This window comes from Rhodospirillales bacterium, assembly GCA_020638175.1.
In the GTDB taxonomy this organism is placed as follows: Bacteria; Pseudomonadota; Alphaproteobacteria; order Micavibrionales; family Micavibrionaceae; genus JACKJA01.
This window is the reverse complement of sequence record JACKJA010000002.1, coordinates 920,506-946,097: the sequence shown is the minus strand read 5'-3', so window position 1 is coordinate 946,097 and position 25,592 is coordinate 920,506. Positions and strand designations below refer to the sequence as shown.

Annotated in this window: 23 protein-coding genes; 1 reads left to right on the top strand and 22 read right to left on the bottom strand. The window is 56.1% G+C overall.

Going from position 1 to position 25,592, the window contains the following annotated elements:
- The first annotated feature begins 21 nt into the window (after positions 1–21).
- Complete coding sequence (locus H6868_04550; protein MCB9988590.1) at positions 22–267, top strand: hypothetical protein; 246 nt, start codon at positions 22–24, stop codon at positions 265–267.
- Here H6868_04550 and ligA read toward each other — a convergent pair.
- The 22 genes from ligA to H6868_04440 all read right to left on the bottom strand — a co-directional run bounded on the left by ligA (position 264) and on the right by H6868_04440 (position 25,508).
- Positions 264–2,438, bottom strand: a complete 2,175-nt coding sequence (ligA, locus tag H6868_04545) for an NAD-dependent DNA ligase LigA (GenBank protein ID MCB9988589.1) — start codon at positions 2,436–2,438, stop codon at positions 264–266. The two genes, H6868_04550 and ligA, sit on opposite strands and share 4 nt — an antisense overlap.
- A gap of 46 nt (positions 2,439–2,484) precedes the next feature.
- Positions 2,485–2,748, bottom strand: coding sequence for a GIY-YIG nuclease family protein (locus H6868_04540; GenBank protein MCB9988588.1), 264 nt, complete (start codon positions 2,746–2,748; stop codon positions 2,485–2,487).
- A gap of 74 nt (positions 2,749–2,822) precedes the next feature.
- Positions 2,823–4,475: a DNA repair protein RecN gene (gene recN, locus H6868_04535; protein MCB9988587.1), complete on the bottom strand. Its 1,653-nt coding sequence runs from the start codon at positions 4,473–4,475 to the stop codon at positions 2,823–2,825.
- An 8-nt stretch (positions 4,476–4,483) separates the two neighbouring features.
- Positions 4,484–4,957, bottom strand: coding sequence for an NUDIX hydrolase (locus H6868_04530; GenBank protein MCB9988586.1), 474 nt, complete (start codon positions 4,955–4,957; stop codon positions 4,484–4,486).
- A 99-nt stretch (positions 4,958–5,056) separates the two neighbouring features.
- Positions 5,057–5,887, bottom strand: a complete 831-nt coding sequence (locus H6868_04525) for an outer membrane protein assembly factor BamD (GenBank protein ID MCB9988585.1) — start codon at positions 5,885–5,887, stop codon at positions 5,057–5,059.
- Positions 5,888–6,002: 115 nt separating this feature from the next.
- A complete protein-coding gene (locus tag H6868_04520) occupies positions 6,003–6,884 on the bottom strand; it encodes a UDP-3-O-acyl-N-acetylglucosamine deacetylase (protein ID MCB9988584.1) in 882 nt (293 codons plus the stop codon).
- Positions 6,885–7,112: 228 nt separating this feature from the next.
- Positions 7,113–7,442: a hypothetical protein gene (locus H6868_04515; protein MCB9988583.1), complete on the bottom strand. Its 330-nt coding sequence runs from the start codon at positions 7,440–7,442 to the stop codon at positions 7,113–7,115.
- A gap of 140 nt (positions 7,443–7,582) precedes the next feature.
- A complete protein-coding gene (gene ftsZ / locus H6868_04510; GenBank protein ID MCB9988582.1) occupies positions 7,583–9,391 on the bottom strand; it encodes a cell division protein FtsZ in 1,809 nt (602 codons plus the stop codon).
- A 332-nt stretch (positions 9,392–9,723) separates the two neighbouring features.
- Positions 9,724–10,989: a cell division protein FtsA gene (ftsA, locus tag H6868_04505; GenBank protein MCB9988581.1), complete on the bottom strand. Its 1,266-nt coding sequence runs from the start codon at positions 10,987–10,989 to the stop codon at positions 9,724–9,726.
- Positions 10,990–11,081: 92 nt separating this feature from the next.
- Complete coding sequence (locus H6868_04500; GenBank protein ID MCB9988580.1) at positions 11,082–11,789, bottom strand: FtsQ-type POTRA domain-containing protein; 708 nt, start codon at positions 11,787–11,789, stop codon at positions 11,082–11,084.
- A gap of 95 nt (positions 11,790–11,884) precedes the next feature.
- On the bottom strand, positions 11,885–12,847 hold the full coding sequence (locus tag H6868_04495) for a D-alanine--D-alanine ligase (protein ID MCB9988579.1): 963 nt from the start codon (positions 12,845–12,847) through the stop codon (positions 11,885–11,887).
- Positions 12,840–14,222: a UDP-N-acetylmuramoyl-tripeptide--D-alanyl-D-alanine ligase gene (murF, locus tag H6868_04490; GenBank protein MCB9988578.1), complete on the bottom strand. Its 1,383-nt coding sequence runs from the start codon at positions 14,220–14,222 to the stop codon at positions 12,840–12,842. Before murF ends, H6868_04495 begins: the two co-directional genes overlap by 8 nt.
- A 93-nt stretch (positions 14,223–14,315) precedes the next feature.
- Entirely contained in the window at positions 14,316–15,353 is a 1,038-nt protein-coding gene (locus H6868_04485) for an aldo/keto reductase (protein MCB9988577.1), read from the bottom strand.
- A 175-nt stretch (positions 15,354–15,528) separates the two neighbouring features.
- Positions 15,529–16,470, bottom strand: coding sequence for a UDP-N-acetylmuramate dehydrogenase (gene murB, locus H6868_04480; protein MCB9988576.1), 942 nt, complete (start codon positions 16,468–16,470; stop codon positions 15,529–15,531).
- A 7-nt stretch (positions 16,471–16,477) separates the two neighbouring features.
- Positions 16,478–17,521 carry an LD-carboxypeptidase gene (locus H6868_04475; protein MCB9988575.1) on the bottom strand — a complete coding sequence of 348 codons (1,044 nt, stop codon included), beginning with the start codon at positions 17,519–17,521 and terminating at the stop codon, positions 16,478–16,480.
- Between the two features lie 3 nt (positions 17,522–17,524).
- Positions 17,525–18,946 (bottom strand): UDP-N-acetylmuramate--L-alanine ligase, encoded by a 1,422-nt coding sequence (locus H6868_04470; protein ID MCB9988574.1) that lies wholly within the window; start codon positions 18,944–18,946, stop codon positions 17,525–17,527.
- Between the two features lie 63 nt (positions 18,947–19,009).
- Entirely contained in the window at positions 19,010–19,918 is a 909-nt protein-coding gene (locus H6868_04465; GenBank protein MCB9988573.1) for an EamA family transporter, read from the bottom strand.
- Between the two features lie 12 nt (positions 19,919–19,930).
- Complete coding sequence (murG, locus tag H6868_04460) at positions 19,931–21,043, bottom strand: undecaprenyldiphospho-muramoylpentapeptide beta-N-acetylglucosaminyltransferase (protein ID MCB9988572.1); 1,113 nt, start codon at positions 21,041–21,043, stop codon at positions 19,931–19,933.
- Positions 21,044–22,195, bottom strand: a complete 1,152-nt coding sequence (gene ftsW / locus H6868_04455; GenBank protein ID MCB9988571.1) for a putative lipid II flippase FtsW — start codon at positions 22,193–22,195, stop codon at positions 21,044–21,046. It abuts the gene before it with no gap.
- The gene (murD, locus tag H6868_04450) at positions 22,192–23,685 is read right to left on the bottom strand and encodes a UDP-N-acetylmuramoyl-L-alanine--D-glutamate ligase (GenBank protein MCB9988570.1); all 1,494 of its coding nucleotides are present in this window, start codon (positions 23,683–23,685) and stop codon (positions 22,192–22,194) included. Before murD ends, ftsW begins: the two co-directional genes overlap by 4 nt.
- Entirely contained in the window at positions 23,682–24,767 is a 1,086-nt protein-coding gene (locus tag H6868_04445) for a phospho-N-acetylmuramoyl-pentapeptide-transferase (GenBank protein ID MCB9988569.1), read from the bottom strand. Before H6868_04445 ends, murD begins: the two co-directional genes overlap by 4 nt.
- Positions 24,768–25,508 carry an alpha/beta hydrolase gene (locus tag H6868_04440; protein ID MCB9988568.1) on the bottom strand — a complete coding sequence of 247 codons (741 nt, stop codon included), beginning with the start codon at positions 25,506–25,508 and terminating at the stop codon, positions 24,768–24,770.
- Positions 25,509–25,592 lie beyond the last annotated feature (84 nt).

The window sequence follows — 25,592 nt, the reverse complement described above, 5'->3', positions numbered from 1 at the left end:
TTTTTATCAGGAGAGAGCTTTATGGACCCCAGAGAATTTTTTGAAACCGGCCGTCACATTCGCTTGAGCGACCGTATTCTGTTCGCCCTTGATCTGGCTTTACAGCAAGGCGACGCCCCTATTTCCGAAGAGCTGGTCAAAGCGCTTGACCTGTCGATGACCCGGAACACGGGCGGCGGTGAATTTATCGAACGGCGTGATTACCCGGACGAGATCGAGGACGCCCTGCACCGTCTTGACGGCCTGCGCGCCCGCGACAAGGGCTAATCCCGCCCGATCAACTGTTTCCATTCTTCTTCTGAAAGCACGGTGACGCCCAGTTCCCGTGCTTTTTTCAGCTTTGATCCGGCATCCGCACCAGCGATAACGTAATCGGTTTTGGCGGATACGGATCCGGCAACCTTGGCGCCCAGCGATTCGGCTCCGGCCTTGGCCTCGGCCCGCGTCATGGTTTCGAGCGTCCCGGTGAATACCACCGTCTTCCCCGCCACGGGAGAATCGGAAGCGGCAGGAGCTTCGTAGGTTTCGATGGTCAAAAAGCTTTCCAGATCAGCCAGAACCTCCCGGTTATGGTCCTCGGCAAAAAAGCCCAGCAAATCATCGGCAACGGCGGGGCCGACATCCTCGATCGACAGCAGGTCGGCAAACGCCTCGCTCTCCCGGTCCTGCGCGGCATCCATAGCCGTTTTCAAAGCCTCCAGGGATCCGTAATGCCCGGCTAATCTTTTGGCTGTCGCCTGTCCGATCTGGCGAATACCCAGCGCATAAATAAAGCGCGGCAGCTCAATCGTGCGGCGATTTTGGATAGCGGCAAACAGGTTTTCAGCGGATTTCTCGCCCCAGCCTTCCCATTCCTGCAAGGGACGTAATTCATTGTCATCCTGAGCACCAGCGAAGGATCTTTTATCGCTGGCAACCGATTCTTCCGCCCCGCTTTCGCGGGGGTCAGAATGACAAACAAGTTCTTTATTGCGCTCCTCCAGCCGGAAGATATCGGCGGGGCTGTGCAGCAAGCCTTTTTCCCAGAACAGCTCGATGACCTTTGTGCCCATGCCTTCGATATCAAACGCATCGCGGGACACAAAATGCTTCAGGCGTTCGACGGCCTGCGCGTCACAGATCAGGCCCCCAGTGCAGCGACGCACCGCTTCACCCTCCTCCCGGATGGCCAGAGATTTACAAACCGGGCAATGATCGGGATAAGGGAATTCTTTTTCTTCGCCCGTGCGCTTGTCCGTCAAAACCCTGACAATCTGCGGGATGACATCGCCGGCGCGCTGGATGACAACCATATCGCCGATACGGATATCCTTGCGGCGGATTTCGTCTTCGTTGTGGAGCGTCGCATTCGATACCACCACGCCGCCGACACTGATAGGCTCCAACCGGGCAACGGGCGTCAGCGCCCCAGTACGGCCCACTTGTATCTCGATATCCTTGAGACGCGTTATCGCCTGCTCTGCCGGGAATTTATGCGCCGTCGCCCAGCGCGGCGCACGGGAGACAAAACCGAGGCGTTCCTGCCAGTCCTTACGGTTGACCTTGTACACCACGCCATCAATTTCGTAATCAAGGTCGGGACGTTTTTCGAGGATATCTTGATAATACGCCATCAGCGCATCCTCATTGTCACACACATCGAAAGGCTCCGCCCGTACAAACCCCCACTGCTGAAGGGTTGATATAATGTCGTTCTGGGTTTTAGCGGATAAAACGCTATCATCCGCTACGGCATAAGCAAAGAAATGCAATGGGCGTTCAGCCGTAATCGCGGGGTCGAGCTGGCGCACGCTGCCCGCTGCCGCGTTGCGCGGATTGGCGAAAAGCTGTTTTCCGGCTTCTTCCTGCCGCTTGTTCAGGGCCGCAAAATCATCACGGCGCATATAAATTTCACCGCGAACCTCCAGCATGTCTGGCGCTTCATCTGGTAACTCTATAGGCACATCACTAATCATCATGACGTTGGCGGTGATGTCTTCGCCTTCCTGCCCATCGCCACGGGTGGCGGCCAGAACCAGTTTTCTATTCTCGTAGCGCAGGGAACAAGACAGGCCGTCGATTTTCGGTTCGGCCTGAATTCCGACAGACTCATTTTCGGCTAATCCTAAAAATCGTCGAATGCGATCAAGGAAATCTCCGACATCCTCTTCGCTGAACACGTTGGACAGGGAGAGCATCGGCACGCTGTGTCTGACCTTTTTAAAGCCCCTTGCCGGGGCGGCGCCAACGGTCTGGGTTGGGCTATCGGCGGTTACCAATTCCGGGTGTTTGCTTTCGAGGTCTTCCAGTTCACGGCGCAGGGCATCGTAATCGGCGTCGGAGATTTCCGGTTCGTCTTTCTGGTAGTACAGCGCATCATGATGACGGATCTGCGCGACCAGCTTTTTATGCCGCGCGCGCGCGTCTTCCTCTTCGAAATTAAAAAGTGAATCTGACATTTTTCCTACTTAAAACGGCATCCCCGCGAACGCGGGGATCCACATATTACAAACGATCATACAAATCGTTCCATTCCGGATTAGAGCCTTCAATCAATTCGATTTTCCAGTCTCTGTTCCATTTTTTCATGCGCCGCTCTCTTTGCGCCGCTTCCCAGTAATCGTCATATGTTTCAAACCAGACGAGGCGATCAACATTATAGCGACTTGTAAATCCTTCGACAGCCTTGTTTTTATGTTGCCAAATTCTTCTTTTTAAATCTGTTGTGACGCCGATGTACAAAGTACCATTCCTTTTGCTTGTAACCATGTACACGTAATGATAACTCACCGCCTTTTCCTCTCTGGATCCCCGCTTACGCGGGGATGCTCATACCTGTTGATTCACGCCGCTCTCCCCGTTTCCAGCAATTTATCGGCGGCTGCGCGGGATTCGTCAGTGATAGACGCGCCGGAGAGCATGCGGGCGATTTCTTCACGCCGGGCGGGTGTTTCCTCCAGATGGATCACCGTGGTTTTCACATCATCGCCCCCGTCTTTCATTACGATGTAGTGATGGCCCGCGCGGGCGGCGACCTGCGGCGCATGGGTGACGACGAGAATCTGGCGGCTGGCGGCGAGGCGCGCAAGGCGTTCGCCCACCGCATCGGCGGTGGCGCCGCCAATCCCGGAATCGACTTCATCAAAAATCATGGTGCCCGCCGTACCGGTTTCGGCCATCACGACTTTTAGCGCCAGCATAAAACGGGCCATTTCCCCGCCGGACGCAATCTTGTTCAGCGGTCCCGGCTCCGTCCCCGGATTGGTAGCGACGAGGAAGCGCACGCGGTCCATGCCGCCCGGCCCCCATTCGCCCTCTTCGAGACTTTCGACCTTTGTCACGAACAGAGCTTTTTCCAGCTTTAGCGGCGGCAATTCGTCAGCCACGAACCCATCGAGTTTCCCGGCTGCCTGCTGTCTTTGTCCGCGAACGTCTTCCGCATAAGACATGTAAGCTTTTTTCAGGGCGTCCGTTTCCTTCATGAGTTCTGCCAGAATATCGTCCTGCCGTTCGATATTATTCAGCTGCGCGGCCAGTTCATCGCGGATACGCGGCAGGTCGTCAACCGTGCAATCGTGCTTGCGGGCCTGCGCGCGCAAGGCAAACAGGCGGTCGTCGATCTCGCTTAAGGAATATTCACATTCCTCCAGATCGGCTGAAAGAGACTGGATCGCCGACAGCGCTTCCTGAAGTTCGGCGCCCGCCCGGTCAAGCGCCGCCATAATGTCCGCGCCGTCATCACCGGCACGTTCCAGCGCGCGGGCGGCCTGCCCCAGAACATTCTCGGCTTCGTTCACGCCTTCATACCCCACATTCAGGGCTTCGAGGATTTGCTCCCGTTTCATCAGCCGTTCACGCAAATGCGCCAGTTTTTCCTCTTCGCCCTGCTCCGGAGCCAGCGCATCAAGGTCTTCGACGGCCTGACGCAAATATTCTTCATCCCGGCGGGCGCGGTCCATAGCTTCGCGTTCCGCACTCAACTTTTCTTCCGCGGTTTTCCATGCGTCCCAGTGACCACGCAGCTCTGCCGTATTTACACCGGCATACTCATCCAGCATCCCGCGGTGCGTTTTGGGGTCGAGAAGCCCCTGCGTTTCAAACTGGCCGTGAATTTCGACAAGGCTTTCGCCGACCGTACGCAAAAGCCCGGCACTGACCGGCTGGTCATTGATAAAGGCTTTGGAGCGGCCATCGGCGCTCAAGCTGCGCCGCACGACCAGAGGCTCGCCCTGCTCCACCATAATCTCCGATTCCTGTAACACTGAAAATGCGGGGTGAGAGGCCGGGATTTCAAAAGTAGCAGTGACCTGCGCTTGCTCCGCACCCTTGCGAACCAGCCGCGTTTCGGCCCGCGCACCAAGCGCCAGCCCCAGCGAATCCAGCAGGATTGACTTCCCCGCGCCGGTTTCCCCGGTCAGGGCGCAAAACCCTGCCCGGAATTCCAGAGCCAGCCGGTCGATCAGGACAACATTCTGTATGGTCAAAGCCGTGAGCATAAACGGTATTAGAGCAGATTCTCCAGCACTTTCCAATGCACCGCGTGTATCTGTAAACCGGGTAATTCAGACACATCAACCCAGCGGGCTTTCAAGGCGTCTTCGGGGCTGGTTTCTCCTTCAAACAACAGCGATTCATAGGCGTGATCCTTCAACAAGAAGTAGGTTTGATCGTAGTGCCAAAATTCACCACAATTTTCAGCCTTCAGATATGCGCGCTGCGTAATTGTTTTTACGGCATTAACGAAAGGAAGCTCCACCGCTGCTTCTTCCCACATTTCACGGGTCATCGCTTGCTGCGCCGTTTCACCGGGATCAATACCGCCACCCGGCAACTCTGGAACATCTGGTGCACAGCCCGGCCATGTTAGAAGGATTTTGTTTTGAACGATCAGGATGCCAAAGGCGCCAGCCCGCCCCTTGATAACACTATTTTCATCCGGCGTGTGCGTTTTTCCCCAGCGGTCGATATAGGTTTCCATATTAATACCCCCCTGCCTTGTCATTCTGAACCGCAGGTGAAGAATCTTTGTGAGCAACATCAGATCCTTCGCGTCGCTCAGGATGACAGCCTGAAAAAGCTAGTCCGGTTTAAAGATGCTTTCCACCGTCCGGTCAACCCAGCCGCGTTCATCGAGAATTTTGGCACGCTGCTCAGGGTCGAGCAGTTTATAGCTGCGTTCGTACCATTTGTTACCGGGATAGTTATACCCCAAAACCGCCGCCACATGCGTGGCTTCGGTCTTTAGACCCAGTGTCATATAGGCTTCGACAAGGCGGTGTAGCGCTTCGGGGACGTGGGTGGTGGTCTGGTATTCCTTGACCACCACCAAGAACCGGTTCATCGCCGCATTAATGTAGCCACGGTTCAGGTAATAGCGCCCGATCTCCATTTCCTTACCCGCCAGATGGTCGAGCGTCAGATCAAGCTTCAAATTGGCATCGCGGGCGTACTGGCTGTCCGGGAAACGGCGAACAAGTGTTTGCAGAGCGTTTAGCGCCTCCATCGTCAACGCCTGATCGCGGGCGACATCTGAAATTTGCTCATAGAAACATAGTGCCCGCAGATACAGGGCGTAGTCGACATCCTGATTGCCGGGGTGCAGCTGGATAAACCGATCCAGCGCCAATATCGCCTCATCGTAATGCAGCCCCTTGTAAGCGGCATAGGCGGCCATTAACTCGGCGCGCGTTGCCCACTGGGAATAAGGGTGCTGGCGCTCGACTTCATCAAACAACCGGGCGGCCTCGATATAGCGGTCATCATCCAGTGCCGACGCCGCTTCGTTATACAGCGTCTCCACAGGCTTTTCGTCCTCAGGCGCCTGATCGTCTTTTCCCTTGTCTGACCCGGCGCACGCGCAAAGGCCCAGAAGAAGAAACACAGGTAGTAAGCGCAGATATATTCTCATGACAAACGGCTTTCGTTTTCAAATGATGGTTTACTATAGATAGCCGCCTGCGGGACGGAAATAAAGAGGGGATGTGCAAGACATCCCCAATCACAAGACATCCCTGATGGAAAACCTAGTGTACGGCTTCCCGGCGGGCTTCTTCCATATCGACCAGTGTCCAGGCCTCTTTGTCCGCGAACAGCTTGTGCAAAAGCGCGTTGTTCATCGCGTGGCCACCCTTGGTCCCTTCATAGGTGCCGATAATCGGCGCGCCGGCCAGATACAGATCGCCGATCGCATCAAGCAGCTTATGGCGAATAAATTCATCCTCATGGCGCAGGCCGTCCTCGTTCATGATCTTGTCACGATCCAGAACAATGGCATTTTCCAGCGAGCCACCCAGCGCCAGACCATGCTTGCGCAGGGCTTCGACTTCCTCGACGAACCCGAAAGTCCGGGCATTGGCGAAGTTATGACGGAAATTACCGTTAACCAGTTTGATTTGCTGATGCTGGTGGCCGATGGCCGGGTGATCGAATTCAATTTCCCCGACAAACGAGGGCACATCACCGGGGGTCAGGGAGACGGTTTTGCCGTCTTGCTCGACCTTGATTTCTTTCAAAACCTTGATGGCGGTGCGCATTTTGGCCAGCTTGCGGATACCGGCTTCATCAATTTTTTCGATAAAGGGCGCGGAGCTGCCATCCATAATCGGCACTTCCGGACCGTCCAGTTCGATAATAACGTTATCGACGCCGCAGCCGCGCAGGGCTGCCATCAAATGTTCGACCGTGCCGACGGTAACACCGGCCTCGTTGCCGATTACTGTGCACAGACGCGTATCAACCACGCGGTCCCACAGGGCCGGGATATGATTATCGCGGTCGGCGACGTCCGTACGGACAAAGCAGATACCGGCATCTTCGCCCGCCGGGCGCATCGTCATAATGACTTCCGCGCCGGAATGAAGGCCAATGCCTTTGAATGTAACGCTTTTTTGCAAGGTCTGTTGCATGAAATCTCTATATCTCTAGGTTTACCGTCACGGTAAATATAAGATTTCTGCCTGTTTATAACAAATCACTGTTTATTGCGGATTGTTACAATCGATGCGTGCCCGTTTATTTGTAGGCCGGAATGACCTTGTGCCGCTCAATAGCCGCTGCCACGTGCAGGGTATTTTCGATGTCCGTGCCCTGCGGAAACAAAAGCGTTTTGCTTCACTCGTTATAAAAACCATCCCCTAGGCGTTAGGGTTTGGAATCAAAGGATTTGCACGATTTTTATTTATGGAATCAAGCCACCAAAGCGCCTGGACTTTTCCTTCGGGTTTGCTCGATGCCAACACTTCCGTCGCGCCTGCTTTTTGCCACGAGTCAATAACAGCCAGTCCCCGGTCAATGTCCTCTGTCCGCTTTTCAAGGGCTCTTTCAAAAGCATCATCGTTTTCCTTGCCCGAAGGGGGAGAAACGAGCATTTCCCCAATCTTACTCCACACATTGCGGAGCTCATGCTTCAGCTCTTCCAGATCGCGGGTATAACCGCCTTTTGTATTTTCTGTCTCTTGTGCCATTTTTTCACATCCTTTTTATTTAATTTATTACCGTAACAGAATTTCTATAATAGTTTTTCCAGCGCCGCCACAAAAAAAGAGGGGCCGCGAACGGCCCCTGTAGGGAAGGATTGGCAAAAGTTTTTACCCCACTAAATCTTTTAATTGGCCTGACGGCGCAAGAAAGCCGGAATATCCAGTTCATCTTCCTTTTGCACTTCGGCTCTGGTTACGGACGGCGAGTCGATCGCCAGATTTCCCTGTGACGGCGCGGCGCCCCCTTGTGTCCGCGGTGCATGCAGCCCCATCGGCGGGCGTCCGGCGTTGCCGCCTTGCCCTTGCTGCGTGCTGTCCGTTTCCCCTGAATCCCGGTGATGATCGCCGGTCAGCCCTTCCGTGTATTGACGGAGCGGCGTGGTGAAGCGTTCGAACAAGGACGGTGTCCGCTGTTGTTTTTTCTGCTGCGCGCTTCCGCCCGGAACCGGGGGACGCAGCGTCAGGCCGGAAGCACTTTCCGTGTCTGCGGCGGCATAAGACGGGCGTGAAGCCATTAGACCCGACATACCCGGCGCGCCTGTTTGCGTTTGGGCGGATGCAGGCATCGTCGCCGTCGGTGCCGGAGTCGTCATTCTCTCAGCCTGAGCCGTGTCTTGCGGAGTCATCGGTTTCGGCGGAATAAAGGAATCCCGGTAGACCGTGCCCCGCATTGACTGTCCGGGCATCGTCTGCATAGACGCGGGCGTTGCTGTCCGGGCTGGCGTCGGTGCAAATTCGTTTTGCTCGAACATATCCGTTTCCGGCTCATCGGCCATCGTTTCCATAGACACCTGTTGTGGTGCCGGTGTTGCCATCGGCGCTTTTTGAACAGCCGGGGCGATCCCCATAGGCTGGGATACCGGCACCGCCGTTTCGGTTTTAGGCTGTGCGCGCTCGATTTTTGTCTGCGTCACAGCCGGTTTAAAACCCGCAGAGCCGGATGTCCGGTTCACAGACTTCAGTTCCGCAGCATCAATCCCGGTTGCCACAACGGAAACGCGCATCGTGCCTTCCAAAGACGAATCGAATGTCGAACCAATGATGATATTGGCGTTCGGATCGACTTCATCGCGGATACGGTTGCACGCTTCATCGACTTCGAACAGCGTCATGTCATCGCCGCCTGTCACGTTGATGATAACGCCGCGTGCGCCTTTCATCGAAACGTCATCCAGCAGCGGGTTGTTGATCGCGGCTTCCGCCGATTCAATCGCGCGTTTTTCGCCTGTGGCTTCGCCTGTCCCCATCATGGCCTTGCCCATTTCCAGCATCACAGAGCGGATATCGGCAAAGTCGAGGTTAATCAGGCCCGGACGCACCATCAGGTCCGTCACGCCGCGCACAGCGGATTGCAGCACGCCGTCGGCCATTTTAAAGGCTTCGGCAAAGGTTGTTTTTTCGTTCGCGACGCGGAACAAATTCTGGTTCGGGATTACGATCAATGTGTCGACGTATTCCTGCATTTCTTCGATTCCCTCTTCCGCCATTTTCATGCGCAAGGATCCTTCGAAATGGAACGGTTTGGTTACAACACCAACCGTCAGAATACCTTTTTCCCGGCAGTGCTGCGCGATAATCGGCGCGCCGCCGGTACCACTACCACCGCCCATACCGGCTGTGATAAAGGCCATGTTGGAGCCTTCGAGGTACTGCAACACCTCATCGAGAGATTCTTCAGCGGCGGCCCGGCCAATTTCCGGTTTCGCGCCAGCGCCCAAACCACCGGTTACGGTTATCCCCATCTGTATCCGGTTTTCGCACAGCGAACCCTCCAGGGCTTGCGCGTCCGTATTGCAAACAAGGAATTCACACCCCTCCAGCCCGGAACTGATCATATTGTTAACGGCATTACCACCGGCGCCACCGACACCGACCACGGTTATTTTAGGAGACAATTTTTTGACCTCTTGGTGTTGAATTCTGACATTAATCATGACGTAAGGACCTCCGTAACAGGCGAGTACTCTCAGATTCTATTTGAGCTTTTCTTCATTTGAAAGGGGGTAGATAAGGAATACCCCGCGTTTTCAACGAAAAAATAACCGTTTTACTTCCTCTATTACTTAAGGATTTTATTTAAGTAAGACCGGCTAAACGATTCTTCCGACTCACTTTTGATAGAGTGTGACAAAGCATTTATGATTCGTGAAGCCGCTATTTTTTTATCCTGTGGATAAGTTGGTTTTTATACACAAAAAATCAAATTTTTCAGGAGGAAGAGCTTGCCCCGGCCTGTCGAAAACCCTGTGGGTGATTCGGAAAAAGATTACCAGTTCTCTTTCAGCCAATAGCGAATCTGTTCCCACAGATTCCCCGGCGCGGCCATCGCCATGATTTCGGCGGGCATTTCATCGGTGCGCTCGGCGACATAGGTCAAAAGCCCCGCCGTGGTGGCAAAAGCCGGGCCGCTGACGGCATCCGCCAGTCCGGACACCCGGATCGGTTTACCCAGCCGCACCTGCTTATCCAAAATAAGCTGTGCCAGATCACGCACGCCGGGAAGCTGACTACCGCCGCCGGTCAGAACAACGCGCCGTCCGGCCACACCGTTCAGCCCGTTATCATTCAGGCGCGCACGCACCAGCTCCAGCACCTCTTCCAGACGCGGCTGGATAATTCCAACCAACAGAGAACGCGGCACATGATTTGGGTGGGTGTGCGTTTCTTCGCCGATTTGCGGCACATCAATCATTTCGTTTTCATCACAGCTCGCCGCCATCGCGCTGCCGTAAAGCGTTTTCAGGCGCTCGGCATCATTGATGGAAGTCGTCAACCCTTGCGCGATATCGCTGGTGACATGCCGCCCGCCGACCGGCACCGCATCGGCGTAGATCATCGCGCCGCCGGAAAACACGGCAAAGGACGTGACACCGCCGCCCATATCAATGACGGTGCACCCCAGATCCATTTCATCCTCGACCAGTGCCGACAGGCCGGCCGCATAAGGCGACAGGCACAACGCGCCAATATCCAGATGCGAGCGCTCGATACAGGTCGCCATGTTTTTCAGTGCGCCTACCTCGCCCGTCACCATGTGAATCCCGACACTGAGTGTCTGCCCGACCATGCCGCGCGGCTCACGAATGCCGTCCTTGCCGTCCAGCGCATAGCCGACCGGAATGGTGTGGACCAGTTCGCAATCATCGGAAAGTGCCTGCTTTTGCGCGCGCGCCAACGCCCGGCGCACATCGCTGTCGGTGACTTCATGGCCCATGACATCGACATCAATCGCGAAATTGTGGGACCGGGCATGCACCCCCGGCACATTGATAATCACTTCGCGCAGCGGATAGCCCTTCATCGCGTTAGAAGCCATATTTTCCGCGGCATGCACTGTCTGGCGGATCGCCGTTTCAGCGGCCTGAAGATCGACCACCGCGCCATTTTTCACACCTTGCGAGGCCTGATGACCAATCCCCAGCACTTCGAAATGCCCTTCCTCGTCGATGACGCGGGCGATAAAACAGGCAATCTTGCTGGAACCAATATCCAGCGCAGCGATCACGGAACCTTTAGGTTTGGACTTATGCATGAATGAATTCAGAGTGACGAATGATGTGTTAAAAAAGTTGGGCGCAGAAAAGCGATATGACTACTCTACACGTTCACTCGCGAACGCTCAACTCATAACTCTCCGCTTGTACCCGCCCGGTAGGTTTCAACCGCGCCGGGACGGGTGCGGACGGTCAGGCGGTCGGACTGGCGGGCATCAATCACAATCAAATCCTTGTCGAGCAGGCCGTCATCTTCCTGCGCCCGCGCCAGCCGCCGCAAGGCAAAACCAACATCGGTTTCCGGGAGCTTGATCGTCATGCCCTTTTTCAGTTTCAAGTCCCAGCGACGCTCCCCGACCCATGTCGCCGCTTCCAGCCGTTCGGCCAGCAGCGGTTCGGCCTCCAGCAATGCCAGTAAGTCCGGTGCCTGCGCGGGGGCATCTTCGCCGACAATAATCGGCAAATCTTTGAACGGGGCCAGATCGGTATCGGTCAGGGTTACGCCTTCCTCGTCAATCAGCCGGATCTTCCCCTTGTTCTGCCACAGCGCCATCGGTACGCGTTCGGTCAGCCCGATATAGATTGTCGACGGCAAACGCCGCTCGACATGAGCGCTGCGGACCCAGGCAATCCGCTCGATCAGGTCGCGAGCTTCGTCAGGGTCAAAAGCGAACAGCGGGTCGCCCTTTTCTATATTGATGAGCGCCAGCAGAACATCCGGGTCAGTATTTACGCGGCCCTCGACCAGAATATCCTTCACCGCAAAGCCCTGCGCCGCCGCCAGGTCATAGAGTTTATGCTGCGCGCCGTTGACCGCCCGCGTGACCGTCCCGCTCAGCACCAGCCACGCGCCAATCCAGACAATAAAAGCGACCATACCGCCGATTATCCCGAACCGGCGGGCCAGCGTTATCAGGCGCTGCGTCCGGGCATTTACGCCGCGGCGGCGTCCGCTCCTTGCATTTGTTTTTCGAGACCGTGACATTTTGCGGTTTCAACCAGATGAGAACAAAGTTCGACAAAAGACATGCCGTTATAAATGACTTGCGAGGGACCGATCGATTCAGCGGTCAGTCCCGGCTGGGTATTAATTTCGAGGAAAAACAGCCCCGCGTCCCCGGCGCCGGTATCATTATAACGGAAATCACAGCGGGCCAGACCGGCACAGCCGATCACGTTATAGATATCCTGTGCGTATTGCAGAGCGGCTTTATAGATATCATCCGGGATTGGCGCCGGCAACACCAGCTCCGTGCGGGTATCATGGTATTTGGCTTCATAATCGAAAAAGCGGGTGTGTGAGATAATCTCGGTCACGGCCTGCGGCGTGCCGTCCAGAACGGCGACCGTCAGCTCCCGCCCCGGAATATAGCGTTCGACCATAACCTCATCGCCAAACGCCCAGCTTTCAGCATCAAAGGGCGGCTGGTTTTCATGCTCCATAATGATCCGCACCCCGACGCTGGAACCTTCGCACGGCGGCTTGACGACATAGGGCGGCTCCATGACTTTCCCGGCCAGAACTTCGGCCTTGTCATACACACCGCCTGCGGCTGACGGCACACCGACACTGGCCGCCATGCGCTTGGCAACCGGTTTGTTCATACCAATGGCCGACGCCAGAACGCCGGAATGGGTATAGGGCAGTTCAAGAATTTCCAAAACGCTTTGAATTTCGCCGTCTTCACCGCCGCGGCCATGCAGATTGTTAAAAACCGCGTCCGGCTGGCACGCTTTCAGGGCTTCAGCCAGAGCCGTCAGATCCTTTTTCACATCAATGACCGTAACATCATAGCCGCCGTCACGCAGCGCCGCCTCGACCTGTTTTCCCTTGGTCAGGGAAACCTGACGCTCTGCCGACCATCCGCCGACCAGCAAGGCTACTTTTTTAGCCATGTTCTCTTCCTTTCAGCGCTTCGACCACGTATTGCATACGCGGTTTTTCACCGCCGCCGCGAGAACCTTTTACAAGAACCACATCCCCCGGCCGGACAGCCTGCGCCACGATTGGCGCCAGTTTCAGGCTATCATCCTCGTGGCCGCCCTGCAACGCGGCGGGGACAGCTTTATACAGGTTTTCCACCAGCGGCCCGGATGTGAACAGCACATCAACCCCGGCGGCTATGATATCCGGCGCCAGAGATTTATGGATCGCTATTTCGTCGCTGCCCAATTCCTTCATATCCCCCAGAACGGCAATTTTCCGTCCTTCCGCTTTTGTATCTTCCAGTATCTTCAAAGCAGCCCGCACAGCGACCGGCGATGCATTGTAGCTTTCATCCAAAATGGTTACGCCGCCGACCACCGTCCGCTGTCCGCGGCCTGACAATGCTTCCATTTCTCCCAGAGCGGCGGCGGCTTTTTCAACATCCCCCGCCAGCACCCAGACAGCCAACAGGACAGCCAGTGCATTCTGGGCCATATGCCTGCCGCGCAGTTTCAAGGTAAAGGTCATTTCCCGGCCCCCGATTTGCGCCGTAATCCGATCATCGGCCATAGAGACAAGCCTTGCCTCGGCCGCTTCATGTTCACCGAAGGACAGGACTTTCAGCCCCCGGCTTTCCGCCTGCCCGGCGAGAAAATCAAACCATTTGTTATCCCGCGGCAAAAGAGCGGTGCCGCCCGGCCTCATGCCTTCGAAAATCTCGGCCTTGGCGGCGGCAATGCCCTGCTCTCCGTCTGGAAAATACTCAGCATGAACAGCGGCAATGGTCGTTATCACGGCAAGATCAGGACGCACCTGCAAGGTCAGATTACGCATCTCGCCTGCGTGGTTCATGCCCATTTCAAAAATGCCGATTTCACTGTCGGCAGGCATGCGCGCCAGAGAGACCGGAACGCCCCAGTGATTATTATATCCGCCTTCACTGGCGTGGGTTTTACGGATCGCCGTAAAAGCACGGGTGAGCATTTCCTTGGTTGTGGTTTTACCGACTGAACCCGTAACACCGATAATTTTAGCCGCGGTCCGCATACGACCGGCCTGCCCCAGTTTTTCGAGTGAGGAAAATGTGTCATCAACAAGCAACAGATTCGCACCGGACGACACGCCATCGGGCACATGATCGACAACGGCAGCGGCAGCGCCTTTCTCCAGTGCATCGGCAACCCATTTATGGCCATCCGTATTCTCCCCGGTCAGGGCAAAAAACAAATCACCGGGTTTGATTGAACGGGTATTGATCGAAATACCCGCCGCCGTCCATTCACCGGAGGCCTTCCCGCCGGTTGCATTCGCCACATCTTTATGAGTCCATAATTCGGTTTTCATTTTATCTCTCTTGTCATTCTGAGCGTAGCGAAGAATCTTATTGCTTGTAACAATTTTTTAGATCCTTCGCTAACGCTCAGGATGACAGTGAACTTAATACGGCACCGGGTATTGACGGCGCACGTTTTGAATGTCGGCCAGCACCTCGTCCGAAAGCGTAATATCCACCGAGGCGATGTTGGATTTGAGCTGTTCCATGTTCGTCGCGCCGATGATGTTTGATGTCACGAACGGACGGTCATTGACAAAGGCCAGCGCCATCTGGCAAACGTCCAGCCCGTGCTTTTCGGCAACGGCCATATAGGCACGGATGGCGGCATTGGCATTGGGCGTATCGCGATAATCTTTACCCTCGATTGTCCAGCGCGTGCCCGCTGGACGGGCACCATCCAGATATTTACCGCTCAGCATCCCTGTCGCTAATGGCGACCATGCGAGCAACCCGACATCTTCGCACAACGACACTTCCGCCAGGTCCCAATCGTGCAGACGGCACAGCAGGCTGTATTCGTTCTGGATAGAGACCATGCGCGGCAGACCGCGTTCTTCGGCAAGGCGCAAATATTTCATCGTGCCCCATGCCGTTTCGTTCGACAGGCCGACATGGCGGATTTTCCCAGCCTTGACGAGTTCATTCAGCGTTTCCAGCACCTCGACAAAGTTAGCTTCTTCGGCCTGCGGGTCCGTGGATTGCGGGTGGTATGTCCAGCGATTAACGAAATTATAGTTGCTGCGGTTCGGCCAATGGAGCTGGTACAAATCAATATAATCGGTTTGCAGGCGTGTCAGGCTGGTTTCGATCGCGGCGAGAACATTCTTTCGGTCGATCCCGGCGCCGCCGCGGATCCACGGGATGCCCGCCCCGGCCACTTTCGAGGCCAGAATGACCTGATCCCGGTTTTTGTTTTTGGCAAACCAGTTGCCGATAAACTGCTCGGTCTTGCCTTGCGATTCTTCGGAGATCGGCACGGCGTACAGCTCGGCGGTATCAAGGAAGTTAATCCCTTGCGTGATCGCGTAATCCATCTGTTCGTGAGCCTGCTCTTCCGTATTCTGGCGTCCCCATGTCATGGTGCCGAGACAGATGACGCTGACGTCGATATCGGTACGGCCCAGTTTGCGGTATCTCATGATTTTTTTCCCGTTTTTATTTCACCACAGAGTACACAGAGAACACGGAGGGAGCAATGGTAAGCCGTCATTGCGAGGAGGCAAAGCCGACGCGGCAATCCAGAGCACACAAGGAAAGCTTCTGGATTGCTTCGCCTACGGCTCGCAATGACGTTTCCCTCTGCGATGCCTATGGTTAAAAATCCCCGATCCGTTTAATTTCCCAGCGCAGCTCAAAGCCGGTTTCTTCCTTGACGCGGCGGCGGATTTCCTCGCCCAGATTTTCGAGGTCAGCCGCGCATGCATCGCCGGTGTTAATCATGAAATTGGCGTGCTTTTCGCTCATCTGCGCGCCGCCGATTTTCAGGCCGCGGCCTCCGACCCTATCCACAAGCTGCCAGGCCTTGGTGCCCTCTGGCAAGCCCGCAGCAGCAAGTTCCTCCGGTTTCGGGTTGGCGAAGGTCGAGCCGCCGGTACGTTCACGGATCGGCTGGGTGTCATTGCGCCGCGCCTTGATTTCGGCGATCTGCGCCTTGATGTCATCGGCCACGCCCGGCGTGCCGCGCAGGGTGCAGCCGGTAAAAATGTAATCCTCCGGCACGCTTGTATGGCGATAGGTCATACCCATATCATCCGGACTCATATGGTGGACATTGCCGGTGCGATCAATGGCGACGGCGGCTATCAGCACATCTTTGATCTCCGCCCCGTAAGCCCCGGCATTCATGCGCAGCGCGCCGCCGATCGTCCCCGGAATACCAGATAAAAACTCGATATTGGCAACCCCTTCCCGCGCGGCAAAGGCCGCCACGTTACCGTCGAGCGCCGCCGCCCCGGCCCGTATTGTACCATCCGGCAGTTTTTCAATCCCGGCAAATTCGCGGCCCAGCCGGATCACTACGCCGCGCACGCCGCCATCACGGATGATCGCGTTCGACATAACGCCGATCACCGTCACGGGTATATCCGCCGGACAACCGGCAAGGAACACCGCCAGATCATCTTCGTCCGCCGGTTTAAATAGCACATCGGCGCGCCCGCCGCAGCGAAACCAGCCGACGTCGCCGAGGGCTGCGTTTTCCGTGATCCGCCCGCGGACGGCAGGAAAGCCAGAGGATTTGAGAGATAAATTGGTCATTTGCGGCCTAGCTTACAGCACATTCCAGAATACGAAAACCCTTGTTCTCGCAATCAATTTCTGCCTGTACGCCATAGGGCAGCACAAACATGGGGTCGGTGTGACCAAAGTCCATCTGGGTCATAAGCGGCAGATCGGGTTGGCAAAATTCTTCCGCGACCACTTTTTGCAAAATCGCATCATAGCGCATGAGTTCATCGACCGGAACAGGACCACCGGGCCGCCCCAGAATAACGCCATTAACAGCATCGAAAATGCCCTGCGCGCCCAGATTACGCAACCAGCGTTTTACGCTTTCAACCGGCGGCGCTTCTTCTGACGTTTCAAGAAACAAGATCGCGCCCTGCCACAGTTCTTTATCCGGCCACAGCTCTGTGCCGACCACCATCGGGAACACATCAAGGCAACCGCCCATCAGGTGCCCCTGAACGGTTCCGGTTCCCTGCAAGACGCGGCGCCCCAATGGTGAAGACATATTTCTTTTGATCGCTTGATTATCCGGGTTGGCCCAGTCAAGGAACTCAACGGTCCATCCATCGGCCTGCGGGATATCGCCAACGGGGTCAGAGGAAAATAATGTTTTACGAACGGCCTCTTCCATATAGGGAAACAGGCCGCCATTTTCGGCAAACCCCGCCATGATCGACGGGCCATAAAAACTGGTCAGCCCCGCCTTTACGCAAGCCAAGTGCGCATTCGTCGTGTCGGAATAGCCCATAAAGATTTTCGGGTTATTGCGGATCACACCAAAATCCAGCCACGGGATCAGGCGCACGCTGTCCTCGCCGCCGATGGTCGCGATAATTCCGTTGATCGAGAAATCCGAGAATGCCTGCATCAAATCATCGGCGCGGGCCTGCGGGTTGCGGAACAGCCAATCGGCATCCCGCATGGTGTGCGGCATCTCGACGACATTGACTTTGAATGCTTCCATGAACTGGCGTTTTCCCGCCTCGTAGCGGTGCGGGAATGTTCCCGGCCCGCCCCAAGACGGTGACACCGCGGCGATTGTATCGCCCTCTTTCAGTTTTGGCGGCTTGATGAATTTCATGGGTTACGCCTTCTTTTTCCCCGTCACTTCAAACTCGCGGTCGAGTTCGGCGGGCAGGTCATAGGCCCAGCGTGTGATATCCCCGGCGCCGAGACAAATCACGAAATCGCCGGGCCGGGCGCGGGCGGCGATCAAGCGGGCAAGGTCGGTGCGCTCGATCAGGGCCGTAACATCGCGGTGGCCGTGGGCGCGAATACCGGCGGCCAGATGCTCTTTATCCGCACCTTCGATCGGGGTTTCGCCCGCCGCGTAAACATTGGCGACAATGACGCTATCCGCATCATTAAAACAGGTGCAAAAATCATCCATCAAATCGTTCAGGCGGCTATAGCGGTGCGGCTGGACAACCGCGAGAACCCGGCCATGGCTTGCCTCAACCGCGCTCCGGGCGGCTTTCAGAACAGCGCTGATCTCAACAGGGTGGTGGCCGTAATCGTCGATCACCGTCACGCCGTTGCTTTCGCCGGTGCGGGTAAAGCGGCGTTTGACGCCTTCGAAATGGCGCAGAGCCTTTTTCATCGCGGCTTCGCCCATATCCAGCTCCCGCGCCACGGCCAGCGCCGCCAGCGCATTTTGCACGTTATGCTGGCCCAGCATCGGCAGATAGATATCTTTAACGACATTGTCGCCAAAAGACACATCAAAGGTACTACCATCGCCGCCGGTGCGCAGATTAAACGCCCGGACATCGGCCTGCGGGTTAAAGCCATAGGTCACGATCCGGCGGTCGGTCAGTTCGGGAACGAGGCTCTGGACCTCCAGATGATCCAGACACAGCACGGCAAAACCGTAAAACGGGATATTTTCGACATAGCGGCGATAGGCTTTGCGGAGGTTTTCGAAGCTGCCGTAATGCTCCATATGTTCGGGGTCCATGTTGGTCACCACCACCGCCGTCGCCGGCAGGCGCGTAAAGGTGCCGTCGCTCTCGTCAGCCTCGACCACCATCCAGTCGCCCGCGCCCATGCGCGTGTTGGTGCCATAACTGTTGACGATCCCGCCATTGATAACGGTCGGGTCAAAACCGCCTTCCTCCAGCATCGTCCCGATCAGCGATGTTGTCGTGGTTTTGCCGTGGGTGCCGCCAATCGCGATCGCGGTTTTCAAGCGCATCAGCTCGGCCAGCATTTCAGCCCGGCGCACTACCGGAATACGCTCGGCTCGCGCCGCGACCAGCTCCGGGTTATCCGGTTTGATCGCCGAAGAAATCACCACCACGGCGGCGCCGTCGATATGCGCCGCATCGTGTCCGGTATAAACGCTCATCCCTCTGGCCCGCAGACGCTGGACATTGGCGCTATCGGACTGGTCCGAGCCCTGCACGGTATAGCCCAGTTCATGCAGGATTTCTGCAATGCCGCTCATGCCAATCCCGCCGATTCCGACGAAATGAAGGGGACCAATACTTTGCGGGGCTGGTTTCATGCTCGTTGTTCCTTTGCTTTCCTCCCTTTGAAGCACAAAGGAGGCGCGGAATACAATGGTTTTTTACAGGCTGGACAACCAACCGACCCCGGCAAACAGCACGATAATGCAAAACAAGCGCCAGAAAAACACGGCATCAATTTTTATGTGTTCATATAAATGCGGAAAAAAACGTCCCAGAATGAGAGCAAAGATAAAAACATAAAACGGCTGCAACCCATTCATCGTTTGCACGAATCCCGCGGCAGGCGCCAAAGTCAAGGCAAGGGCCAGCGTCGCATTCGCCGCCATATCGAAACCCGATTGCATGACAAAAATTGTTGAAACCTTCTTCCCTGATCGCTGCAAAATTTCAACGGCCTGATCCCTCCACGGCTTATAGACGCACAAGGCCAGGCAAGCCGCGATTCCCGCCCCCGTTACAACCCACGCATAAATCGACAGCCAGTCATACGTCATCGCATGATGGCGGATGCTGACGGTATACGTTGACAGTCCAATCGTTGAAAGTAGCATCAGTAACAAAGTCCGGACCGCTATTTTCCGGGTTTTAAAATCCCACCCAATACCGATTGCCGCGACAACAATGACCGTACACGCCAAAAGCCCTTGAACCGTAACGCCTTCACCGAGGAATAACCACCCCAAGAGAAAAACCCAGACAACTTCCAGCTGGAATATCGGCACGGCCAGAGCCGCACCATCCCCCTGTAGCGCATAAACATAGGGAATGAAGGACACAGACAGCAAAACGCCCAATCCCCCTAAAAACAGGATATCCGGCAGCGGAACCTGTAAAACGAAGGGATTTAAAATGATTAATACGCCCCCCACCAGAAGTTCCAGAACAGAGGCCATGATAATATACATCACACCATTAGCCGCAAAATGGTGCTTGGCAAGGTATTCATCGAGCACATTGCTTATTGACCAGAGCAGCGGCGGGATAGAGGCAATTAAAAGCCAACTCATAATCTCTTCCGCCTAGTCCCAGCCGCTGGCCAGCGCCGTGACCAGATTCCCCAAACGCCGGGCGGCATCGGGTTTGCCACAGGAACGCGCTGCTTCGGCGGCCTGAAACAGGCTTTCCGGGTTTTGCAGGAACGTTTCAATGCGGGTACGCAGGGCGTCCTCGGTAAAGCCTTCCTGAATCATCACCCATGCGCCGCCGGCATCGGCCATGGCTTCGGCGTTGATTTTCTGTTGCTGGTCGGCATGATGCGGGTACGGGACAAAAATCGCCGGACGGCCCGCCACCGCCACTTCGGCCGTGGTCGCCGCGCCACTGCGGCCGATAAACAAATGCGCCGCCGCCAGCCGTTCATGGACGTCATTAAAGAATGACGCACATTCGGCTTTGATCCCGGCGGCTTTGTAGTCCGCCATGACCTGATCGACATCCTCGGCCCGGCATTGCTGGGTGATTTCCAGCCGCGCTTTTTGCGGGTCAGACAGGCGGGCCAACGCCGCCGGAACCACCGCGGCAAACACATGCGCGCCCAGCGATCCGCCGGTGATAAAAATCCGCAGCGGCCCGTCATGTTCCGGCGTCGGGTACGGCACCGTGTATAGAGCTGATATTTCCGGGCGCACAGGATTACCGGTCACAACCGCCCGCACTTCATCGGCGCCTTCAATCCCGTGTACATGCGGATAGGACAGCGCGATCCGCTCGGCCTTGGGCGCCAGCATGGCATTCGCCTTGCCCAGAACGGCGTTTTGTTCATGGATAATTGTCGGAATTTTTTCGGCCTGCGCCGCATTGACCGCCGGATAAGACGGATAGCCGCCAAATCCCACCACTACGGCGGGTTTGATTTTACGGATCAACAGCCGGGCCTGCACCAACCCCGTCGCCAGCGCCGCCGCGCCCTTGATCTTGCCCATTAATCCCTTGCCGAGCGTCCCGGCCTTGACGGTGTAAACAGTGATTTTGCCGTCTATTTTCAGGCCGTATGTCTTGGCCCGGCCATCAGTCACCAGCGCCACGCGATAGCCGCGCGCCAGCAAATCATGCGCCAGCGCCAGCGCCGGAGTCAGATGCCCGCCGGTCCCCCCGGCGGATAAAACAATCAGTTTGGAATCAGTTTTTGTCATTTACGTACTGTGCCAGAGAGTGCTGCCCTTCGCAATAGAGCCGCGGGCCTGACGGCGGGTTAAAGCTAAAATCATCCCCGCGGTAAAACCGACCGCCAGCAACGACGAACCGCCATAGCTGATAAATGGCAGCGTCATACCCTTGGCCGGCAGTAAATGAACCGATGATCCCATATGAATCATCGCCTGCAGGCCGAACATGGTCAGAAGCCCCCCCACTGCGAGGATAATAAACATATCCTTGCTGTCCATGATCCGGTTAAAGCCGCGCAGCAAAATAAATCCGAACAGCCCGACAATCACCATCACAGCGATCAGGCCCATTTCCTCGCCCGCGACGGCAAAGATAAAATCGGCATGGGCGTCGGGCAGGCTTAGCTTCACAGTCCCCTGCCCCGGCCCGGTGCCAAACAGCCCGCCGTTTTGAAAGGCTTCGAGGGCTTTGTCGACCTGAAACGTATCGCCGCTATCGGGGTTCAAAAAACGGTCAATCCGGCTGCGCACGTGGTCCAGCCCGAAATAGGCGCCGAGAATCCCGGCCGCGCCCAGCCCGACCATGCCGAACACGACGGCCCACGGCAAACCGGCCAGAAACAGCTCCACCGCAAAAATACCGGAGGTCACAACGCTCATCCCGAAATCGGGCTGGAGCAATAAAATCAAAAGCACAAACCCATACAGGCCGACAGCGATCTTGTTACCGGGAAAGGCCGGGTTGTCCTTTTGCCTTGCCATCAGCCAAGCCGCCGTGACGGCAAAGGCGGGCTTCATGAACTCGCTGGGCTGAAGGGAAAAACCAAGCAATGATATCCAGCGCTGGGCGCCTTTGACCTCGACCCCGATAAACAGCACCAAAATCATGGCGATGACACTACCGAGCAACGCGATGCTGGCCAGCCGCCAGATCCCGCGCGGCTCCAGCAACGAAATCCCCAGCATCCCGGCCAGCGCCGGGGCGAGGAAAATCAGGTGCTTTTTGATGAAATGAAACTGGTCGAGACCAATGCGCTCGGCCACCGGCGGGCTGGCCGCCGTGACCAGTACAATCCCGAATACCGCCAGCGCCAGCAACGCCGCCAGCAAAGGCCGGTCGACCGTCCACCACCAGCGGCCCAGAAGGGAATTGTCGGTTCGTGAAAAAAGAGCCGTCAAGCGACCTCCTCCTCCAACCCTTCAACCAGTTTCGTGAAAACATCGCCGCGCTGTTCGAAATTGTCGAACTGGTCGAAAGAGGCACAAGCCGGCGACAAGAGAACAACGCCGGTGCCGCCGGGCTGGCCGCGATCCATCTGGGCGGCGCGGTGGGCTTCGCTAACGGCGCGGTCCATAGTGGCGCAGAAATCATGGGCGATGCCGTGATTGTCCAGCCAGCTCCCAAACGACTCCGCCGCTTCACCGATCAGGTAAGCATGGCGAATGCGATCCATATAAGGTTCCAGCCCGTCGAGCCCGCCTTCCTTGGGGCGGCCGCCGAGAATCCAGTAAACATTCCGGTAGCAAGCCAGCGCCCGCGCCGTGGCGTCGGCGTTTGTGGCCTTGCTGTCATTGATATAGCTGACCCCGGCAATCGTACGGACCGGATACTGGCGGTGCGGCAAACCGGGAAAGGTTTTCATGGCCTCCAGGATATCGTTAGAATCCAGCCCCATCAGGCGTGCCACGCTGTAAGCAGCGGCGGCGTTCTGGTGGTTATGAACGCCGGGCAGCGTCGCGGCGTTTAGATGCATATCTTCTTCGACGCCTTCGCTGAGCCGGTCGCTCAACGCGCCCTCGAGGACATAAACACCGCGCTCGACGGCCTGCTTGACGGAAATAGCGTAGGTATCGCGCAGACCGGCGTCCTTCACGGCGGCAAATATTTTCTGTGACGGGTCATCGTCGACGCCGATCACCGCCTTGCCGGGACCGCGGAACAGGCGCTGTTTGGAGGCAGCATACCCCTCCATCCCGCCATGACGATCCAGATGGTCGGGCGTCAGGTTCAGGTGTACACCGATTTCCGGCGCAAAGGTCGGGCACAGATCAATCTGGAATGACGACATTTCAAGGACAAAAACGCCGTTACTCGCATTGTCATCCTGAGCGTCAGCGAAGGGTCTTTGATCGCCCCCACCATCAAGATTCTTCGGCTTCGCCTCAGAATGACAGCTTTTTTTCTTTTTAGGCGGCATAGTCAGGTCCAGCGCGGCCTTGCCAATATTGCCGCCCACCACCGCCTTTATGCCGCATTCGTGCAAAACATGACCGATCAAGGCCGTGGTCGTCGATTTACCATTGGTGCCCGTTATACCAATCGTCGTACGACCATGACCGCAGCGGTGCAGGATTTCAAGATCGCAGAGAATTTCAATGCCGGCGGCCCGCGCCTTTTCGACGACGCGGTGCGGCGCCGGATGGTCGAGCGGCACACCGGGGGCCAGCACGAGACAGGCGTAAGCGCTTAAATCCTCTTCCGATAGATTTTTCAGCTCCGCGCCCAGATCAACCGCGGCGGCGCGGCGCTCTTCCTGATCGTCCCAGGCCGCAACATCCGCCCCGGCTTTCACCAACGCCTTGATCGCGGCCAGATTGGAAATCCCGATACCAAATACGGCCACGGGCTTGCCACCTAAAGTCTCAACGAATTTTTTAACGTTAATCATCGTAATTTCAATGTCGCCAGTCCGACCAGTGCCAATATCACGGCGATAATCCAGAACCGTATCACGATCTGCGGTTCGGACCAGCCTTTTTTCTCAAAATGGTGATGGACCGGGGCCATGGCAAACACCCGCTTGCCGGTCAGCTTGAACGAAGCGACCTGCACGATCACCGAAACGGTTTCCATGACGAACAGGCCGCCGATAATCGCCAGCACGATTTCATGCTTGGTCGCCACGGCAATCGCGCCCAGAACGCCGCCCATGGCCAGTGACCCGGTATCGCCCATAAAGACCATCGCGGGCGGGGCGTTAAACCATAAAAACCCCATCGCGCCGCCGACCAGCGCGCCGCATAAAATGGCCAGCTCCCCGCTACCGCGCACGAACGGAATTTGCAGATACTCGGAATAAATCGCATGCCCGGCCAGATAGGCAATCAGGCCAAAACAGGCTGCGGCAATCGCAACGGGCACAATCGCCAGCCCGTCCAGCCCGTCTGTCAGGTTCACGGCATTGCTCGCCCCGACCATCACCAGCAGCGCCCACGGGATAAAAAACCAGCCAAGATTAATAAACAGATCCTTGAAAAACGGCAGGGTTACCGATGTGCTGATCTGGTCCGGCAAAGCGCTGGTAATCCCGATTGTCGCAATGCCGCCGATCAGGAATTGCCCCAGCAGCTTGATCCGCCCCGGCAGCCCCTTGGAATTCTTCTTGGTGATTTTCAGGTAATCATCGGCAAAGCCCAGCGCGCCATAGCCCACCATCACCAGCACGACATACCAGACAAACGGGTTGGTCAGGTCAGACCAGAGCAGCGTTGAAACCGTCACGGAAATCAGGATCATCAACCCGCCCATGCTCGGCGTGCCAGATTTGTGGCCGTGGGCGTCTTCCAGAAATTCACGGACATTGCTGGCCCCGGCCTGCAGGCTTTTGAGCCAGCGGATCATCGCCGGGCCGATCAGGAAACTGATGACCAGCGCCGTCATGACCGCCGCCCCGCCCCGGAACGTCAGGTAGCGAAACAGGTTGAAAAACAGATAGTCGTCGCCCAGCGGCGCCAGCAGGTTATAGAGCATTTAAAACCTTTCAAACCATTCATACGTATAATCCAGCAGCGTATCGCAGGTATCGCCGTTGTTAAAGCAATGATCCGCGCCATCCACAATTTTCCGCTCGTTCAAGGGGTGCCCGGCGGAGTGGTAGGATTTATCGGCTTTGAAATAAACAGCCTCTTCCTCATGCCCTGCATGGATTACCCGGATCGGAACATCAAGGCTTTTTGATAAAGCCAGACACTCGTCTACTCCGTATCGAAAAGCTTCTTCATACATATCCCGCCCGGCAATAATATCGCAGCCATAAGGTAGAATGATCATTCCATCCCGTTCAATGGCATCATCCCATACCTGTCCCAAATCAAAAGACGGGTCCCAAAGACAAATTGCAGCAGCTTGTTGAGGCTGGGCAAACATAACCGTTGTTCCACCATAGCTGTGCCCCACAGGAAATATTTTTTTATAGCCCTTTGTTTTTTCTTTCAAAACCGTATTCAAATCCGCTGCATGGGTTTGCAGGGTACATTCTACTAACCGTCGACCCTTTTCTCCCGGATAGAGACTGATGCGGATGACATCATAGCCTTTTTCCGGAAAGTAGTGTGCCGCGCGGACATGTAGATATTCGTTTACATGCCCTGTCAGGCCATGAACAATCACAATGCATTTATCGGACGGTTTATCCTCATAGGCGTAATTCGTCACCCCGTAAATCAGGTGACCGTCCCCGGTGGGGATCGTCCATTTTTCCTCACGGATCATGTTGTTTATCCTTTTTCTCCCCTGTCATTCTGAGCGAAGTGAAGAATCTAAAAAGATCCTTCGCCTGCGGCTCAGAATGACAGA

Excerpts from the sequence above, each read along its gene's own strand:
- H6868_04485 (MCB9988577.1), bottom strand. The coding sequence starts at position 15,353 with ATGAGATACCGCAAACTGGGCCGTACCGATATCGACGTCAGCGTCATC.
- murF (MCB9988578.1), bottom strand. The coding sequence starts at position 14,222 with ATGAAAACCGAATTATGGACTCATAAAGATGTGGCGAATGCAACCGGC.
- H6868_04550 (MCB9988590.1), top strand. The coding sequence starts at position 22 with ATGGACCCCAGAGAATTTTTTGAAACCGGCCGTCACATTCGCTTGAGC.
- H6868_04515 (MCB9988583.1), bottom strand. The coding sequence starts at position 7,442 with ATGGCACAAGAGACAGAAAATACAAAAGGCGGTTATACCCGCGATCTG.
- H6868_04465 (MCB9988573.1), bottom strand. The coding sequence starts at position 19,918 with ATGAGTTGGCTTTTAATTGCCTCTATCCCGCCGCTGCTCTGGTCAATA.
- H6868_04445 (MCB9988569.1), bottom strand. The coding sequence starts at position 24,767 with ATGCTCTATAACCTGCTGGCGCCGCTGGGCGACGACTATCTGTTTTTC.
- recN (MCB9988587.1), bottom strand. The coding sequence starts at position 4,475 with ATGCTCACGGCTTTGACCATACAGAATGTTGTCCTGATCGACCGGCTG.
- murG (MCB9988572.1), bottom strand. The coding sequence starts at position 21,043 with ATGACAAAAACTGATTCCAAACTGATTGTTTTATCCGCCGGGGGGACC.
- H6868_04530 (MCB9988586.1), bottom strand. The coding sequence starts at position 4,957 with ATGGAAACCTATATCGACCGCTGGGGAAAAACGCACACGCCGGATGAA.
- ftsA (MCB9988581.1), bottom strand. The coding sequence starts at position 10,989 with ATGCATAAGTCCAAACCTAAAGGTTCCGTGATCGCTGCGCTGGATATT.
- H6868_04495 (MCB9988579.1), bottom strand. The coding sequence starts at position 12,847 with ATGGCTAAAAAAGTAGCCTTGCTGGTCGGCGGATGGTCGGCAGAGCGT.
- H6868_04540 (MCB9988588.1), bottom strand. The coding sequence starts at position 2,748 with ATGGTTACAAGCAAAAGGAATGGTACTTTGTACATCGGCGTCACAACA.
- murB (MCB9988576.1), bottom strand. The coding sequence starts at position 16,470 with ATGACCAATTTATCTCTCAAATCCTCTGGCTTTCCTGCCGTCCGCGGG.
- H6868_04520 (MCB9988584.1), bottom strand. The coding sequence starts at position 6,884 with ATGCAACAGACCTTGCAAAAAAGCGTTACATTCAAAGGCATTGGCCTT.
- H6868_04525 (MCB9988585.1), bottom strand. The coding sequence starts at position 5,887 with ATGAGAATATATCTGCGCTTACTACCTGTGTTTCTTCTTCTGGGCCTT.
- ftsZ (MCB9988582.1), bottom strand. The coding sequence starts at position 9,391 with ATGATTAATGTCAGAATTCAACACCAAGAGGTCAAAAAATTGTCTCCT.
- ligA (MCB9988589.1), bottom strand. The coding sequence starts at position 2,438 with ATGTCAGATTCACTTTTTAATTTCGAAGAGGAAGACGCGCGCGCGCGG.
- H6868_04470 (MCB9988574.1), bottom strand. The coding sequence starts at position 18,946 with ATGAAACCAGCCCCGCAAAGTATTGGTCCCCTTCATTTCGTCGGAATC.
- H6868_04475 (MCB9988575.1), bottom strand. The coding sequence starts at position 17,521 with ATGAAATTCATCAAGCCGCCAAAACTGAAAGAGGGCGATACAATCGCC.
- H6868_04440 (MCB9988568.1), bottom strand. The coding sequence starts at position 25,508 with ATGATCCGTGAGGAAAAATGGACGATCCCCACCGGGGACGGTCACCTG.
- murD (MCB9988570.1), bottom strand. The coding sequence starts at position 23,685 with ATGATTAACGTTAAAAAATTCGTTGAGACTTTAGGTGGCAAGCCCGTG.